The organism is Aestuariispira ectoiniformans (assembly GCF_025136295.1).
Classification (GTDB): Bacteria; Pseudomonadota; Alphaproteobacteria; order UBA8366; family Aestuariispiraceae; genus Aestuariispira_A; species Aestuariispira_A ectoiniformans.
Map to the genome: position 1 here is coordinate 763,901 of NZ_CP062788.1, position 13,110 is coordinate 777,010.

Here is a 13,110-nt window from a genome sequence, read left to right on the forward strand (position 1 = left end):
GTGCCGCCATTTTTCCAGAAGAACAAAGAAAATGTGGCGCTGTCATGGCCCTTTACGCTAATGATCCACTATGGCAATTCTGCGGCAGTGTATATATATGAAGGCTGGTAATGCAAAGCCTATCGAAAAATAACAACGACCCGGCGGTTATTACCCGCGAAGGGCTGCGTCTCGACAGGCCGATCGTGCTGATCGGCATGATGGGCGCGGGTAAATCCGTGATCGGCCGGTTGATGGCAAACCGGCTGGGGCTGGATTTTGTCGATGCGGACCGCGAGATCGAAGAAGCGGCGGGCATGACCATTGCCGAAATCTTTGAAATCCACGGCGAAGACTATTTCCGCGACGGCGAGCGCCGGGTGATCGACCGCCTGCTGAGCGAAAAGCCCAAAATCCTGGCCACCGGCGGCGGCGCCTATATGGACGAACGCACGCGTGAGGCCATCGCGGAGCGCGGCATATGCGTCTGGCTGCGGGCGTCTTTCGACGTGTTGTGGGAACGTGTTTCGCGCAAGAGCCACCGGCCGCTGCTGCAGAACCCGGACCCGCAGGGCACGCTGAAAGGTCTGATCGACACACGCTATCCGGTCTATGCGCAAGCCGCGATCACGGTGGACAGCGATCATATATCCAAGGAAGACATGGTGGATCGCGTGATCGACGCGTTGAAAAGCTATCAGGAGAAAAAGCAGTGATTCATCACACGGTGGCCGTAGAGCTGGGTGAGCGCGCCTATGACATCGTCATCGGGTCCGATGTCCTGTCCCGCGCGGGTGGGCTGATCAAGCCGCTGCTGAAGACGCCGCGTGCGATCATCGTCACCGACAGCAATGTCGCGCCGTTGCATCTGGAGCCGCTGACCGCGTCGCTTGATCAGGCGGGTATCCGTCATGATGCGATTGTCCTGCCCGCGGGGGAGGGTACCAAAAGCTTCGATCATCTGGCCGGGCTGATGGACCGGATTCTGGAATTGGGGCTGGAACGCAAGGATATGCTGATTGCGCTGGGTGGCGGGGTAATCGGTGACCTGACCGGCTTTGCCGCCTCCATTGCGCTGCGCGGTGTGGATTTCATCCAGATTCCGACGACCCTGCTGGCCCAGGTGGACAGTTCCGTCGGCGGCAAGACCGGCATCAATGTGAAGGCGGGCAAGAACCTGATCGGGGCCTTCCATCAGCCGCGCCTCGTGCTGGCGGATATGGCGGTGCTGGACACCCTGCCGCGCCGCGAACTGCTGGCGGGTTATGCGGAGGTGGTCAAATACGGTGCCATCGACAGTCCGGATTTCTTCCAGTGGCTGGAAAGCCACGGGGCCGATCTGGTGGACGGGTCCCGCGCCGCACGGGCGGAGGCAGTGCGCTATTCCTGTGAGGCCAAGGCGGCGATTGTCGCCCAGGACGAAAAGGAAGGTGGCGTGCGTGCGCTGCTCAATCTGGGGCATACTTTCGGCCATGCGCTGGAATCCGTCTGTGGATATGGCGACCTGCTGTTGCATGGCGAGGCCGTTTCCATCGGTATGGTCATGGCCTTTGACCTGTCGGTTCAGATGGGGCTTTGCCCGGCTGACGATGCCGCGCGCCTGCGCCGTCATCTGGCCTCCGTCGGGCTTTACACCGACCCGAACCATGTGCCGGGCGTCGCCTGGGACCCGCTGGACCTGATGGACCGCATGAAGACCGACAAAAAGGTGGCCGACGGCAAATTGACCTTCATCCTGGCGAAGGGTCTCGGTAAGGCCTACATCACCCAGGATGTCACCAGGGAGCAGTTGCAGCTTTCTGTGGCTGAAGCGATAAGCGCATGACTGACACCCTCTTGTCCGTCCTGGCCGATTGGTGGCTGGTCGGGCTGGCAGTCCTGGTTCTTCTGGCCCTATCTGCCTTCTTTTCCGGCTCCGAGACCGCGCTGACCGGCGCGTCCAAGGCGCGCATGCATCAACTGGCGAAGAACGGCGATGCCCGTGCCCAGGCGGTGCTGGCGCTGCGCGACCGAAAGGAAAGCATGATCGGGGCGATCCTGTTTGGCAACAATCTGGTCAATATTCTGGCCTCGGCCCTGGCGACCTCTGCCTTCCTGGCGGTTTTCGGTGATGCGGGCGTGGCCTATGCGACGCTGGTGATGACCGCGCTGGTTCTGATTTTTGCCGAAGTCCTGCCCAAGACCTGGGCGATCACCCACCCGGACCGCATGGCGCTGACCGTTGCCTATATCATGCGCTTGATCACCGTGTTGTTCTCGCCGGTCACGGGGTTTGTCCAGATCGTGGTGGCCGGTACGCTGCGCCTGTTCGGGGTGCGCCTGCAGGAAGACGAGGACGAGGAACATAAGGTCGAGGAACTGCGCGGGGTGATCGACCTGCATGAGGGCGAAGACCCGCATGAGCGGATCATGCTGCGCTCTATCCTGGACCTGGACGATGTCGAGGTGGAGGACGTCATGACCCATCGCAGCAATGTGGTGATGGTCGACGTCAACGATCCGGTGGAAGACAATATCACCAAAATCCTGGACAGCGCCTATACCCGTATTCCGCTGGTACAGGGCGACCCGGACAATATTCTGGGCATCCTGCATGCCAAACCGTTGTGGCGGGCAGTGCGCGCCAACCGCGCCCAGGGCCACGCCATCGACCTGAAGGACCTGGCATCCGCGCCCTGGTTCATCCCGGAAAGCACCACATTGCTGGACCAGTTGCATGCCTTCCGCGAACGGCGCGAGCATTTCGCCGTGGTGGTCGACGAATACGGCAGCTTCCAGGGCATTGTGACGCTGGAGGATATCCTGGAGGAAATCGTCGGCGAGATCGATGACGAGCAGGACATCGCGGTCCACGGCATCCATGCCCAGGCCGACGGCAGCTATATCATCGACGGGGCGGTGACCCTGCGCGATGTGAACCGGGACCTGGACTGGGAACTGCCGGATGACGATGCGGCGACCATCGCGGGTCTGATCCTGCATGAGGCGCGTTGTATCCCCGACGCGGGGCAGGTCTTCCGTTTCTACGGCTATCAGTTCGAAGTGCTGCGCCGTCAGCGCAACCGCATCAAGACCCTGCGCGTGACCCCGCCGAACCAGCAGGGCAGCGAGACAGGCGATGATCCCGTCCCGGCCTGATCAGGCCGCCGCTGCCTGTTCCATCGGATCGCTGGCGAGAGAGACCTGAAGGCGGGCGGTGCGGTCATGGCGATTGGTGATCTGCAGCCGGTTTGCCTCCACCAGAGTGTTCAGCGCCCGCAGGATTAACGCATGTTCGGTTTCCAGCAGTCTCGCCAGTTGTCGGCTGTCCGCACAGATTTCCAGATAGACCGCGGCCAGCAGGACTGCCTCCAGCACGGGCAGGCCGGGGTGACGGTCCTGTATCTCCAGGACCGTCTGTTCCAGCAGGCGTTCGGGGCTGTCCATCAGGCGGATTTCGCAAGTGTGATCGGCACCGCTTTCGACGTTGGCGTGTTGCTGCCGTCGCCGCGGCTGTACAGCGGCACCAGAATATTGGTCTCGGGATAATAACTGGCGACACAGCCTTCGGGGATGTCGTAGGGCACGACACGGAAGGACCTGGCGGTACGGTCGCGGCCATCTTCGCTGACGGTGGTGAGATCGACCCGGTCGTCTTTCTTCAGCCCGGCCTGTTCCGCATCCGCCGGGTTGATGAACAACACACGCCGTTCCCCGAAGACCCCGCGATAGCGGTCATCCATACCGTAGACGGTGGTATTATACTGGTCGTGAGAACGGAAGGTCTGCAGGGTGAAGGTTTTCTCCGCCCGGTCGCGAACCTCCTGATGGGTGACCTTTTCCGGCAGGGCGGCGTCCGAGAAATTGGCCTTGCCCGTGTCGGTAACCCATTGGCGTTCCGCCGCGCTGTTGCCCAGATAAAAGCCGCGATGCTGGCGTACGCGTACGTTGTATCCGTCAAAGCCGGGGATGGTTTTTTCAATCAGGTCCCGGATATGGTCGTAGTCCTCAACCAGATAATCCCAGTCCACGATATCCCAGCCCACCGTGGCCGCCGCGATCCCGGCAATGATTGCCGGTTCGGACAGCAGATGTGGTGAGGCCGGTTTATTGATGCCGCCGGACCCGTGGACCATGGACATGGAATCTTCCACCGTCACGATCTGTTTCACGCCGTTGCGCCGGTCCAGTTCGGTACGGCCCAGACAGGGCAGGATGAAGGAGGTTTGGCCCGTAATCAGATGCCCCCGGTTCAGTTTGGTGGCGATATTCACCGTCAGGCTGCAGGACTTGAGGGCCGCTTCCACCAATTCGGTATCCGGGGTGGCACGGGCAAAGTTGCCGCCGAGGCCAATGAAGGTCCGGGCCTCGCCTTTTAGCATGGCCTCGATGGCGGTGACGGTATCATGGCCGTGTTCCTGCGGTGGTGTGAAACCGAAGACCCGTTCGAGGGAATCCAGGAAGGCCTGTGGCGGTTTTTCGTTGATGCCGACGGTGCGGTCACCCTGCACATTGCTGTGGCCGCGCACCGGGCAGGCCCCGGCGCCGGGTCTGCCGATATTGCCGCGCAGCAACAGCAGGTTAACGATTTCCCGGATCGTGGGTACCGAATGTTTATGCTGTGTCAGGCCCATGGCCCAGGTACAGATCGCGCTGTCCGCATCCGCGTAGAGGCGGGCCGCCTCGCGGATTTCCACCTCTGTCAGGCCGGACTGATCGGTGATGCTGTCCCAACCGGTGGCGCGCACGCTTTCCAGATAGGCGTCAAAGCCCTGCGTATGGTCGGCGATAAAGTCCCGGTCGATCAGCTTTTCACCCGCATCGTCCCATTCCAGGATGGCCTTCACCATGCCCCGGACGGCGGCCATATCCCCGCCCAGCTTGGGCTTGTAGTAATGGGAGCTGATTGCCTTGGACTTGCCCCGCATCATCTCCAGCTTGTCCTGCGGATCGGCAAAGCGTTCAAGGCCGCGTTCACGCACGGGGTTGAAACTGGCAACGGTCGCACCCCGCAGGGAGGCTTCGCGCAATTCCTTCAGCATGCGCGGATGGTTTGTGCCGGGGTTCTGGCCGAAGACGAAAATGGCGTCCGCCTTCTCAAAATCATCCAGCAGCACCGTGCCCTTGCCGACGCCGATGCTCTGCTTCAGGGCAACGCCGCTTGCCTCATGGCACATATTCGAACAGTCGGGAAAATTGTTGGTCCCGAAAACCCGCCCGAAAAGCTGATAGAGGAAGGCCGCCTCGTTGCTGGCCCGGCCGGAGGTGTAGAACAGCGCCTGATCCGGGTGATCCAATGCATTAAGCTCGGCTGCGATGGCGTCGAAGGCCTCCGCCCAGTCGCAGGCCTCATAGCGGTCGCTTTCGGCGTTATAGCGCATCGGGTGGGTGAGGCGGCCCTGATCCTCCAGGTCGAAATCGCTCCATTCCAACAGGTCGGTGACCGTGTGGCGGGCAAAGAAATCCGGCCCGACCCGTTTGCCGGTGGCCTCCCAGGAGACGGCCTTCACGCCATTTTCGCAGAATTCGAATGAAGACCCGTGCTCCGGATCGCCCCAGGCGCATCCCGGACAGTCGAAGCCATCCGGCTGGTTGGCCTTCAGCATGCTTTTGACGCCGCTGAGCGCGGTCGTATTGCGCAGCAGATGCCTGCCACAGCTTTTCAACGCGCCCCAACCACCGGCAGCGCCCTTATAGGCTTCAATTCGGGACTTCTGAACGCCCATGATCTTCTTCCTAACCGTAACGTTATTCTGGTTTATTTTGCTGTGTTGTATTGAACGATCCGCGCCCCGCGATAGGTGCTGATCAGGTTGATATTGGCCTGATCTGCCAGACGGACGGCGAGGTCGGTCGGGGTCGCCATGACCACCAGTGTTCCCGCACCGACCGTGGCAGCCTTTTGCACCAGGTCCGCGCTGCAGCGGCTGGTGGTCATCAGCCAGTCCAGCCCTTGTCCGGCAGCGGCCCCGATCACCTTGTCCATGGCATTGTGGCGGCCTACGTCTTCGCGCACGGCCAGGACAGTGCCGTCCTTTGCCACGGCGACGGCGGCATGCAGCCCGCCCTGAAAGCGGTTGTTGAGGGCCTGCCAGTCCGGCAGGTGATCCAGAATGTTGCGGATCGTCCCGTGGTCAGGCGCTTCCGCCCTTTGCCCGACGGGCAGGGCGCGCATGGTTGCCTTCAGGCTGTCCACCCCGCAGATGCCGCAGCCGACCGGCCCGGCCATGCTGCGCCGGCGGTCCATGGCGGCGAGGAAATCGTCTTCATTCAAGGTGACATTCACATGAATGCCCGCGTCCAAAACTTGGGTATTTATCGCCTTGATGCGGTCGGGGGCTGAGACCACGCCTTCGCTCAGCAGGAAACCTGTGGCGAAGTCTTCCATGTCAAACGGGCTCGCCATCATCACGGCATGGCTTTCCCCGTTCAGGACAAGGGCGACCGGTACTTCCGGCGCAAGGCCCAATGGTTGATTGCCGGGCCGGGACAGAGGGGGAATCTGTCCTGTTCGGCATTTGGCGGCGGGGAGGAGTGCACCCATGGTTCAGTCCTTAACGCAGGTCGATACTCAGGCTCTTTTCCCTGCATTGGGACGGTGCGTCCAATTGTTAGTTGTCATGGTGCGATAGACACTGTCTATCGGAGGTGTTTGGTGTCAGGTGGCATTGCCCATAAGCATCTGTTCCGCCTTGCGAAGGGCGAGCGAAATCAGCGGCGATTGCGGGTCGCGCCGCAGGGCGAAAAGGCTGACCGGGTTGGTTGGCACAGGGTCGCCGATGGCGATCGACCCCAGGGAATCCGCAAACATCGGGTCCTGCAGATATCCTTCCGGTACGACACTGAAGACCTCGCCGGTGGCGACCTGGCTGAACAGATGGGTGAAGGAATCCGTCTCGATCACCGGGTCTGCCGTCAGGCCCAGTTCGGCAAAGACGCCGGAGACGATGCGCCGGTTCTGCATATTGCGGGTCAACAGGCAGAGCGGTTTTTCCGCCACTTCCTCCCACCCGATGCTGTCGCCGTCGGGGCTATAGGCATGGCGGGCAAAGAGAAAACGATAGCTTTCCTGATACAGCGAGACGCTTTCATAGGCCTTGAAGGACAGATGGCGGCTGTAGCTGACGCCCAGGTCCATGGTTGCCTCGCGCAGGCCGGTTTCAATGGCGCGCGACGACAGGGACCGCACGTCGAAATAAAGATCCGGGTTCTCGCCGCGCAGCTCACTGATCAACAGGGTAACGCGGGTCAGGGCCGAAGGGATAACGCCCACCCGCAGGCGGCCCGAGGCAGGCCCCTTCGCCAGTGAAATTTCCGCCCGCAGGCCGTTCACATCCTGCACGATGCCCTGTGCCCAGGCCAGGATACGGCGGCCTTCGGGGGTAAAGCCTTCAAAGCGGCTGCCCCGGTTGACGATCGGCATGCCCATTTCCTGTTCCAACTGGCGGATGCGTGCGGACAGGGTTGGCTGGGTCACCGCGCAGGCATCCGCCGCGCGGCCGAAATGCTTTTCCCGCGCCAACGCGCAAAGAAACTCAAGCTGTCTTAAATCCACCGGCCATCCCCCTGTATTCCGTCTACCGCCAGTCTAGTGTGATGCGCCGGATAAACCTACCGGGCAAGCGTCATTTTACTGACAGGGCACGACCTTGGCACCAGTTGTAGGGTGCGTTCACAACTGCTGTGACGTGTGTCGCCATTTGACGCGCTGCACAATTATGGCCATATACATATACAAGAAAAAGGTAATGCCAGACTTGGCATAATGGGATCACAGGACAGGAGCGAGCCGCCATGCCCTTGAGCGAGCCGGTGAAGCGCCATCATATCCACACCCGGCGGGTGGAGTGTTTCGGCTATATCCGTGAAGACGGCCTTTGGGATATCGAAGGCCATATGACGGACGTGAAGACCTATGGCTTTACCAGTGCCCATCGCGGTGAGATCACGCCGGGCGAGCCGATCCACAACATGTGGCTGCGGCTGACCCTGGACGATACGCTCACCATCCGGGATGCAGAGGCCTCCACCGACCACGCGCCCTATAACACCTGCGCGGCGATCAACCCGGATTACAAACAACTGATCGGCCATCAGATCCGGCCCGGTTTCACCGGCATCACGCGCAAGCTGTTCGGCGGCACGGCGGGCTGTACCCATCTGACCGAACTGTTGGGCCCGATTGCCACGACCGCTTTCCAGACGATCTTTGCCTCCAACCGCTATGGTAAGGAACTGATCGGCCAGACCGTGCCCGAACGCGATCCCGACGCCCCGCGCAAACGTCCGCCCCATCTGGGCACCTGCCACGCGTTGGCGCTGGACGGGGAAGTCGTGCGCGACTTCCATTCCGATTTCTATGAAGGCGAAAAGGAAACGGTGGAGGGCTAATCCAGAAGCCTCTTCATAACCGCATCCGCCTTGTCCTGGCGGAGTTTTTTCCAGTCTTTGTCCGGACCGTCTTTTTTGCGGTCGGTGAGATAGGCCCATTCGGGGTTGGGGTTTTGATGGGCGTCGCGGGCCGCTAGCCAGAGGTGGGCGAATTCGCGATAGGTCGGGGCCTCGCCTTTGGTCCAGACCTCGCGCAGGAATTCCTGGGCGATGGCGCCGAATTTGAACTGCCCGTTCGTCAATTCCTGCATCAGGGTCAGGATTTGCGCGTCGCGGTTCTTATACTGGCCGTAGAGCACGGGGCTGTTCGGGCCGATGGGCGCGGCGTCGGGCCCGGCCACGACATGGGCCGGAAAGACCGTTGGCTCCGTGATGTCACCGGTTTCCAGATAGTGCCGCAGACGGTCCAGGATAATGCCTTTGCGGTCCGCTTCGCCGGTCTTTTTCAGCTTGCCGTCCGGCATTTCCGCGTGAATGGCGCTGGGCAGGCCGAATGTGCGGCAAAGCTGTTTCAGCTCCCCCATATTCAGATAGTTCAGGTCGTCGGTGATTGCGGCGAGGGTCGCTTTGTCCAAAGGGGCCATTTGCAGGATTATTCCCGGAAGATTGGGTGTTGAAAGCCGGTCGGTTCTGGCTGATCCTAGCAAGCTGCGGATTTATTTGCCAAGAGGGGACCCTCCGATGCCGTCCTGGGATGTGCTGCTGTCCTTCGTGATTGCCTCAATGCTGTTTGCCTATATGCCGGGCCCGGCGCTGCTTTATGCTTCCGCCCAGACATTGGCGCGCGGGCGACGGGCGGGGCTCTTTGCGGCGCTTGGCATTCATACCGGCTGTTATGTGCATGTGATTGCGGCGGCTCTCGGGCTTTCGGCCATTTTCATCCATGTGCCGACCCTTTACCTGGTCGTGAAGCTGGCCGGGGCGGGCTATCTGATCTGGTTGGGGATTTCCATGCTGATCCAGAAGGCGGAAATGAAACTGGTGGCGCAGGCGGCAACGCACTCCCCCGGACGCGCCTTCCTGCAAAGCGTATCGGTGGAGGTGCTGAACCCGAAAACGGCGCTTTTCTTCATTGCCTTCCTGCCGCAATTTGTCGATCCTGCCGCCAGCCTGCCGGTCTGGGCACAGTTGCTGACCCTGGGCGCGATTGCCAATCTGGTGTTTTCCTCGGCTGACATCGTCTGTGTGCTGTTGGCCGCAACGGTGGCAGGCGCGCTCAACCGCTCCTCGCGCGCGACGCTCTGGACGCGGCGCGCGGGCGGGTCGATCCTGATGGGATTGGGGCTGCGGCTGGCGCTGACCAGCGATTAGGCGTCTATGGCGATCAGGCCCGGCGCGCCAACATCGGTGCCTCGTCGGGCCGCAGGGTCAGGACCTCCACCCCATCCTTCGTGACGGCAACCGTATGTTCGAACTGGGCGGAGAGCTTGCCGTCATTGGTCACGACCGTCCAGCCGTCGCTTTCGGTGGTGACGTTGCGGGTGCCCTGGTTGACCATGGGTTCAATTGTGAAGACCATGCCCTCGCGCAGCGTCAGGCCCGTTCCGCGCCTGCCGAAATTGAGCACATTCGGTTCCTCGTGCATCTCGCGGCCAATGCCATGCCCGCAATATTCCCGCACCACGGCGCAACCGTTCCGTTTGGCATGGCGTTCGATTGCAAAGCCCACATCCCCAAGGGTGGCGCCGGGCCGCACCTGTTTGATGCCTTTCCACATGGCCGCCTGGGCGATCTGCACAATCCGCCGCGCGGCAGGCGAGGCATTGCCGATCACATAGGTCTTGCTCGAATCCGCAATAAAGCCGTTCTTTTCCAGCGTGATGTCGAGGTTGATGATATCGCCGTCCCGGATGATCTCGTCATGGTCGGGGATGCCATGGCAGACCACATGATTGATCGAACAGTTCAGGACATATTTGAAACCATATTGTCCCTTGCTCGCCGGTCGCGCGTTGAGGTCCCCGGTAATGAAACGGTCAACCATGTCGTTGACCTGCATGGTGGACATGCCGGCAAGCTCCTGCCCGTCCAGCATCTCGAAGACGGAGGCCAGCAATCTACCCGATACGCGCATCAGCGCGATTTCATCCGGTGTTTTGACCATGTCACGCCGCCGATATTTGTTTGTCAGCGGAGAGAGGCTCCTGCGCGGCCTTGACCTGCATTTCCACGATTTCATTGAAAGACAGGGTCGGGTTGGCCTCGCTCAGCATGCCGATCTTCATCCAGAATTCGGCCTGTGCATTGATGGAACGGCACATGACGGTGCTTGTCCGGCGAACCTTCTCATGCAGGTCCTCATCAATCTTTACGATGCCCAAGACATTCTCCTGACAGAATTTATATACGATCTATATACGATTAATATATGGATCGTATATTTAAATCAATCAGAATTCGGATGTCTCTGCACTCTGGCGTCGGGATCAGTCGCCAGGCTTTCTTGCCACAATGAAATGGTTGGGCGGGGAGGCAGGGTAGTCGCCTGTCTCGACGATCTCGAAACCGGCATCTTTGAGGTATCCTTCCAGTTGCGGGATCGAAAGAAAGGTGACCGGCGGGGCAAGACGGAACAACCGCATGACGGAGACCAGCGGTTTGAACAGCCAGGCCTTTCCCGCCAGGCAGGGCGTTTTGGAGATGAACAGTCCGCCCGGTTTCAGACGGCTGTTGATCCGGGCGGCTGCCGCCGGAACGTCATCCAGAAGGTGCAGCATGTTGAAGGCCAGTACCGCGTCGAAAATTTCCTCGTCGAAACAGGGGTCGAAGGGGGTTGCCTGCCGGAACTCGATGTTTTCGACGTCGTGGTCGGCAGCCTTTTCAAGCCCGATTGCGATCATGGTAGCGGAAACGTCGCTGGCCGTGATGGTGCCGACGCAATCCGCCAGCAGCAGGGCGGTGCTGCCGGTGCCGCAGCCGATTTCCAGAACCTTGTCCTGTCTCGACAGATGGCTGCGGGTGCGCTCCATGGTTTGCTTATAGGCGTGGATATTCTTGATTGGTTTCCTGGAATATTTGAAGGCTACCTTGTTCCAGAATGCTTCGGCGTCGTTCAACGTCCCATCCTTTTCGAGAAATACGGTTTCATGCGGTATTCCATGCAAATCTGATTTTTTGAATTGCCTAAATTCGGAAGTTATATATGCATATTTGCATGGATTGGAGAGCGATCAACTTTGACTGGAACAGAGCACGTGCTTTTCTCGTTGCCGCGGAGGAAGGGTCCTTGTCGGCGGCGGCACGGGCCTTGCGGGTGGCGCAGCCGACGTTGGGCCGTCAGGTGAGCGCACTTGAGCAGGAACTGGGCGTGGTGCTTTTCGAGCGTGTCGGCCGGGATTTGGTCCTGACGCCGTCGGGCTGGGAACTGGTGGACCATGTCCGCGCCATGGGCGAGGCGGCCAATCAGGTTTCCCTGACAGCGGCGGGCCAGTCGCAACAGATCGAGGGTTCTATCTGTATTTCCGCCAGCGACAGTTTTGCCACCTACAGCCTGGCCCCGATCATCGGGAAGCTGCGCCGGGAGCAGCCGGGTATCGAGATCCGTGTGATCGCCTCCAACAAACCCAGCGACCTGCGGCGGCGGGAGGCCGATATCGCGATCCGCCATTTCCGGCCGGAAGAACCGGACCTGATCGCCCGCAAGATCCACGAAACGGAAGCCTATTTCTATGCAACGCCCGACTATCTGCGCGAAATTGGCAACCCGACCACGGTAGATGGCTTCCAACATGCGGATTTCCTGGGCTTTGACGGCATCGAAACAATGCTGGCCGCTGTGAATACCGTTGGTTTGGGCCTGACGTTGCGGAATTTTCCGATCCTGATTGATAATCACGCCGTGCAATGGGAGATGGTCAAACAGAGTGTCGGCATCGGCGTGATGACGGCAGAGATCGGCGACGCGGAACCGACGGTCGAACGGATTCTGCCGGATATGGAACCCTTCGTGGTGCCGATCTGGCTGACCACCCATCGCGAACTCAGGACCAGCAGGCGCGTGCGGATTGTCTTCGATTTCCTGGCCGAGGAAATCGGCCGGGACCGGCGATAATCCGGTTTGGGTCCGTCTGGTATTGTACGGGTGACAATTTTTCCCGTCTGGCACCGGTCCTTGCCGCTTTCTGTCCCTTGAAGCATCCGCTGCATCGCACCATACTTATGCCATGCCAAGGCCATTGAGTGAAAAATACAAACTTGGGGCGAAACCACAGCCCCGGGCCTGCGATCATCCCGATTGCAGCGAGGCGGGGGTGCATCGTGCGCCCCGGTCGCATGAGGCCTTGCGCGACTATTACTGGTTCTGCCTGACGCATGTGCGCGAATACAATGCCAACTGGAATTTCTGCAAGGGTATGGCGCCCGATGCGATGGACCGGCTGGCGCGCGAGGATGCCTGCTGGGGGCGGCCGACCTGGCCCATGGGGTCCAAGGGGGCGGCCCATAAGGCGCAGCCGGATTTTGACGATCCGTTCGACGTTTTCGACGAAATCCGAAGAAACAGGCAGTCCGGGGCTGAAAAAGAGACGAAATCAGCGGTTGATCATCCGACCCTGGAAGCGTTAGAGATTTTGGGGCTGCAGGAACCTTTGACCATGGAGGCGCTTAAAGTGAGATATAAGGCGCTGGCGAAGGAGTTGCATCCCGATCTGAATGGCCAGGATCAGGAGGCGGAAAACCGCCTCAAGGTGATCAACCATGCCTACACGGTTTTGAAGAAAAATCTGATGCAAAACACGGTGGACGAGGCTATTTAGGACTGGG

The 13,110-nt window shown here is 60.3% G+C and carries 15 protein-coding genes; 7 read left to right on the plus strand and 8 right to left on the minus strand.

Going from position 1 to position 13,110, the window contains the following annotated elements; genetic code table 11:
- Positions 1-110: 110 nt before the first annotated feature.
- The 3 genes from IF205_RS03820 to IF205_RS03830 are packed head-to-tail and all read left to right on the plus strand — an operon-like array spanning position 111 to position 3,117.
- Positions 111-695 (plus strand): shikimate kinase, encoded by a 585-nt coding sequence (locus tag IF205_RS03820; RefSeq protein ID WP_259781970.1) that lies wholly within the window; start codon positions 111-113, stop codon positions 693-695.
- Positions 692-1,804, plus strand: coding sequence for a 3-dehydroquinate synthase (gene aroB / locus IF205_RS03825; RefSeq protein WP_259781971.1), 1,113 nt, complete (start codon positions 692-694; stop codon positions 1,802-1,804). The genes IF205_RS03820 and aroB overlap by 4 nt, the downstream gene beginning before the upstream one ends.
- A complete protein-coding gene (locus tag IF205_RS03830; RefSeq protein ID WP_259781972.1) occupies positions 1,801-3,117 on the plus strand; it encodes an HlyC/CorC family transporter in 1,317 nt (438 codons plus the stop codon). Before aroB ends, IF205_RS03830 begins: the two co-directional genes overlap by 4 nt.
- Here the strand turns inward: IF205_RS03830 and IF205_RS03835 are convergent, their stop codons facing one another.
- The 4 genes from IF205_RS03835 to IF205_RS03850 form a co-directional block, all read right to left on the minus strand.
- Entirely contained in the window at positions 3,118-3,405 is a 288-nt protein-coding gene (locus IF205_RS03835) for a hypothetical protein (RefSeq protein ID WP_259781973.1), read from the minus strand.
- Positions 3,405-5,684, minus strand: a complete 2,280-nt coding sequence (locus IF205_RS03840) for an FdhF/YdeP family oxidoreductase (RefSeq protein WP_259781974.1) — start codon at positions 5,682-5,684, stop codon at positions 3,405-3,407. Before IF205_RS03840 ends, IF205_RS03835 begins: the two co-directional genes overlap by 1 nt.
- A 32-nt stretch (positions 5,685-5,716) precedes the next feature.
- Positions 5,717-6,502 (minus strand): formate dehydrogenase accessory sulfurtransferase FdhD, encoded by a 786-nt coding sequence (gene fdhD, locus IF205_RS03845; protein ID WP_259781975.1) that lies wholly within the window; start codon positions 6,500-6,502, stop codon positions 5,717-5,719.
- Between the two features lie 114 nt (positions 6,503-6,616).
- Positions 6,617-7,513: a LysR family transcriptional regulator gene (locus tag IF205_RS03850; RefSeq protein ID WP_259781976.1), complete on the minus strand. Its 897-nt coding sequence runs from the start codon at positions 7,511-7,513 to the stop codon at positions 6,617-6,619.
- Positions 7,514-7,752: 239 nt separating this feature from the next.
- Between IF205_RS03850 and IF205_RS03855 the strand changes: the two genes are divergently transcribed.
- Positions 7,753-8,349: a DUF2889 domain-containing protein gene (locus IF205_RS03855; RefSeq protein WP_259781977.1), complete on the plus strand. Its 597-nt coding sequence runs from the start codon at positions 7,753-7,755 to the stop codon at positions 8,347-8,349.
- Here the strand turns inward: IF205_RS03855 and IF205_RS03860 are convergent.
- Positions 8,346-8,933 carry an SAP domain-containing protein gene (locus IF205_RS03860; RefSeq protein WP_259781978.1) on the minus strand — a complete coding sequence of 196 codons (588 nt, stop codon included), beginning with the start codon at positions 8,931-8,933 and terminating at the stop codon, positions 8,346-8,348. The genes IF205_RS03855 and IF205_RS03860 overlap by 4 nt on opposite strands.
- A gap of 97 nt (positions 8,934-9,030) precedes the next feature.
- On the opposite strand from IF205_RS03860, the gene IF205_RS03865 reads away from it, so the two are divergent.
- Positions 9,031-9,660 carry a LysE family translocator gene (locus IF205_RS03865; protein ID WP_259781979.1) on the plus strand — a complete coding sequence of 210 codons (630 nt, stop codon included), beginning with the start codon at positions 9,031-9,033 and terminating at the stop codon, positions 9,658-9,660.
- A gap of 13 nt (positions 9,661-9,673) precedes the next feature.
- Here IF205_RS03865 and map read toward each other — a convergent pair whose 3' ends face one another.
- The 3 genes from map to IF205_RS03880 form a co-directional block, all read right to left on the minus strand.
- The gene (gene map, locus IF205_RS03870) at positions 9,674-10,453 is read right to left on the minus strand and encodes a type I methionyl aminopeptidase (RefSeq protein WP_259781980.1); all 780 of its coding nucleotides are present in this window, start codon (positions 10,451-10,453) and stop codon (positions 9,674-9,676) included.
- A 1-nt stretch (position 10,454) separates the two neighbouring features.
- Positions 10,455-10,670, minus strand: coding sequence for a ParD-like family protein (locus IF205_RS03875; protein WP_259781981.1), 216 nt, complete (start codon positions 10,668-10,670; stop codon positions 10,455-10,457).
- Between the two features lie 105 nt (positions 10,671-10,775).
- Positions 10,776-11,405, minus strand: coding sequence for a class I SAM-dependent methyltransferase (locus IF205_RS03880; RefSeq protein WP_259781982.1), 630 nt, complete (start codon positions 11,403-11,405; stop codon positions 10,776-10,778).
- A 98-nt stretch (positions 11,406-11,503) separates the two neighbouring features.
- Between IF205_RS03880 and IF205_RS03885 the strand changes: the two genes are divergently transcribed.
- Positions 11,504-12,400, plus strand: coding sequence for a LysR family transcriptional regulator (locus IF205_RS03885; protein WP_259781983.1), 897 nt, complete (start codon positions 11,504-11,506; stop codon positions 12,398-12,400).
- 124 nt (positions 12,401-12,524) lie between these two features.
- Positions 12,525-13,103 (plus strand): J domain-containing protein, encoded by a 579-nt coding sequence (locus tag IF205_RS03890; protein WP_259781984.1) that lies wholly within the window; start codon positions 12,525-12,527, stop codon positions 13,101-13,103.
- Positions 13,104-13,110 lie beyond the last annotated feature (7 nt).

Bases quoted from the DNA above. Each gene is read 5' to 3' on its own strand.
- IF205_RS03820 (WP_259781970.1), top strand. From the start codon at position 111: ATGCAAAGCCTATCGAAAAATAACAACGACCCGGCGGTTATTACCCGC.
- IF205_RS03830 (WP_259781972.1), top strand. From the start codon at position 1,801: ATGACTGACACCCTCTTGTCCGTCCTGGCCGATTGGTGGCTGGTCGGG.
- IF205_RS03835 (WP_259781973.1), bottom strand. From the start codon at position 3,405: ATGGACAGCCCCGAACGCCTGCTGGAACAGACGGTCCTGGAGATACAG.
- IF205_RS03840 (WP_259781974.1), bottom strand. From the start codon at position 5,684: ATGGGCGTTCAGAAGTCCCGAATTGAAGCCTATAAGGGCGCTGCCGGT.
- fdhD (WP_259781975.1), bottom strand. From the start codon at position 6,502: ATGGGTGCACTCCTCCCCGCCGCCAAATGCCGAACAGGACAGATTCCC.
- IF205_RS03855 (WP_259781977.1), top strand. From the start codon at position 7,753: ATGCCCTTGAGCGAGCCGGTGAAGCGCCATCATATCCACACCCGGCGG.
- IF205_RS03860 (WP_259781978.1), bottom strand. From the start codon at position 8,933: ATGGCCCCTTTGGACAAAGCGACCCTCGCCGCAATCACCGACGACCTG.
- IF205_RS03865 (WP_259781979.1), top strand. From the start codon at position 9,031: ATGCCGTCCTGGGATGTGCTGCTGTCCTTCGTGATTGCCTCAATGCTG.
- map (WP_259781980.1), bottom strand. From the start codon at position 10,453: ATGGTCAAAACACCGGATGAAATCGCGCTGATGCGCGTATCGGGTAGA.
- IF205_RS03885 (WP_259781983.1), top strand. From the start codon at position 11,504: ATGGATTGGAGAGCGATCAACTTTGACTGGAACAGAGCACGTGCTTTT.